Consider the following 2,353-nt stretch of genomic DNA (forward strand, 5'->3'; position numbering starts at 1 on the left):
TGGAAGATTGTCCGGCGGTGTCCTACTCTCCCACACCCTCCCGAGTGCAGTACCATCGGCGCTGGAGGGCTTAGCTTCCGGGTTCGGAATGTGACCGGGCGTTTCCCCTCCGCCATGACCGCCGTAACTCTATGAACATGTCAACCAACCCAACAACATGGGTGGTGGTTTGTTCAGAGTTGCACAGTGGACGCGTAGCAGCTTAGTAGTCAAGTCCTCGGCCTATTAGTACCGGTCAACTGAACCCGTTACCGGGCTTACATTTCCGGCCTATCAACCCAGTCGTCTAGCTGGGGGCCTTACCCCACAAATGTGGGTGGGATACCTCATCTTGAAGCGAGCTTCCCGCTTAGATGCTTTCAGCGGTTATCCCTTCCGAACGTAGCTAACCAGCCGTGCCCCTGGCGGGACAACTGGCACACCAGAGGTTCGTCCGTCCCGGTCCTCTCGTACTAGGGACAGCCCTTCTCAAGTATCCTACGCGCACGGCGGATAGGGACCGAACTGTCTCACGACGTTCTAAACCCAGCTCGCGTACCGCTTTAATGGGCGAACAGCCCAACCCTTGGGACCTGCTACAGCCCCAGGATGCGACGAGCCGACATCGAGGTGCCAAACCATCCCGTCGATATGGACTCTTGGGGAAGATCAGCCTGTTATCCCCGGGGTACCTTTTATCCGTTGAGCGACACCGCTTCCACATGCCAGTGCCGGATCACTAGTCCCGACTTTCGTCCCTGCTCGACCTGTCAGTCTCACAGTCAAGCTCCCTTGTGCACTTGCACTCAACACCTGATTGCCAACCAGGCTGAGGGAACCTTTGGGCGCCTCCGTTACCCTTTAGGAGGCAACCGCCCCAGTTAAACTACCCACCAGACACTGTCCCTGAACCGGATAACGGTCCGAAGTTAGATACCCAAATCAACCAGAGTGGTATTTCAAGATTGCCTCCACCCATACTGGCGTATGGACTTCACCGGCTCCCACCTATCCTACACAAGCTAATTCAGATACCAATGTCAAGCTATAGTAAAGGTCCCGGGGTCTTTCCGTCCTGCCGCGCGTAACGAGCATCTTTACTCGTAATGCAATTTCGCCGGGCCTGTGGTTGAGACAGTGGGGAAGTCGTTACGCCATTCGTGCAGGTCGGAACTTACCCGACAAGGAATTTCGCTACCTTAGGATGGTTATAGTTACCACCGCCGTTTACTGGCGCTTAAGTTCTCCGCTTCGCTCGTGAGAGCTAACAGGTCCCCTTAACGTTCCAGCACCGGGCAGGCGTCAGTCCATATACATCGAATTACTTCTTCGCATGGACCTGTGTTTTTAGTAAACAGTCGCTTCCCCCTGCTCTCTGCGGCCATACAACGCTCCACCCGCGCGGGGCTTCACGTCTCCGGCCCCCCTTCTCCCTAAGTTACGGGGGCAATTTGCCGAGTTCCTTAACCACAGTTCGCCCGATCGCCTCGGTATTCTCTACCTGACCACCTGTGTCGGTTTGGGGTACGGGCCGCTAAGAACTCGCTAGAGGCTTTTCTCGGCAGCATAGGATCACTGACTTCACCTGAATCGGCTCGGCATCACGTCTCAGCCTATGTGGCGTGCGGATTTGCCTACACGCCGGCCTACACGCTTACCCCGGCACAACCACCGGCCGGGCTCAGCTACCTTCCTGCGTCACCCCATCGCTTGACTACTACCCGCCAGGTTCCCACGCTCCCCACCATTGGTCCGAAGACCGCCGGCAGTTCGGGTGGTTAGCACAACGAGGTTCGTCAGGGTCGCTCTTTCGCGGGTACGGGAATATCAACCCGTTGTCCATCGACTACGCCTCTCGGCCTCGCCTTAGGTCCCGACTCACCCAGGGCGGATTAGCCTGGCCCTGGAACCCTTGGTCATCCGGCGGAAGGGTTTCTCACCCTTCTTTCGCTACTCATGCCTGCATTCTCACTCGTGCCGCGTCCACAACTGGGTCACCCCGCTGCTTCACCCCCGGCACGACGCTCCCCTACCCATCCACACACCTGCATACCCCATCAAGGAGGCACGAAGTTAAAATGTGAATGCCACAGCTTCGGCGGTGTGCTTGAGCCCCGCTACATTGTCGGCGCGGAACCACTTGACCAGTGAGCTATTACGCACTCTTTAAAGGGTGGCTGCTTCTAAGCCAACCTCCTGGTTGTCTATGCGACCCCACATCCTTTTCCACTTAGCACACGCTTAGGGGCCTTAGCTGGTGATCTGGGCTGTTTCCCTCTCGACTACGAAGCTTATCCCCCGCAGTCTCACTGCCGCGCTCTCACTTACCGGCATTCGGAGTTTGGCTGATTTCGGTAAGCTTGTGGGCCCCCTA

General features: G+C 57.1%; 2 rRNA genes. Both read right to left on the reverse strand.

Annotated elements, in window-relative coordinates:
• Positions 1-9: 9 nt before the first annotated feature.
• A 5S ribosomal RNA gene (rrf, locus tag FB455_RS34060) occupies positions 10-126 on the reverse strand.
• A 79-nt stretch (positions 127-205) separates the two neighbouring features.
• Positions 206-2,353: ribosomal RNA gene (locus tag FB455_RS34065) — 23S ribosomal RNA — on the reverse strand; the annotation flags it as partial.

This window comes from Micromonospora sp. CNZ296, from assembly GCF_007827635.1.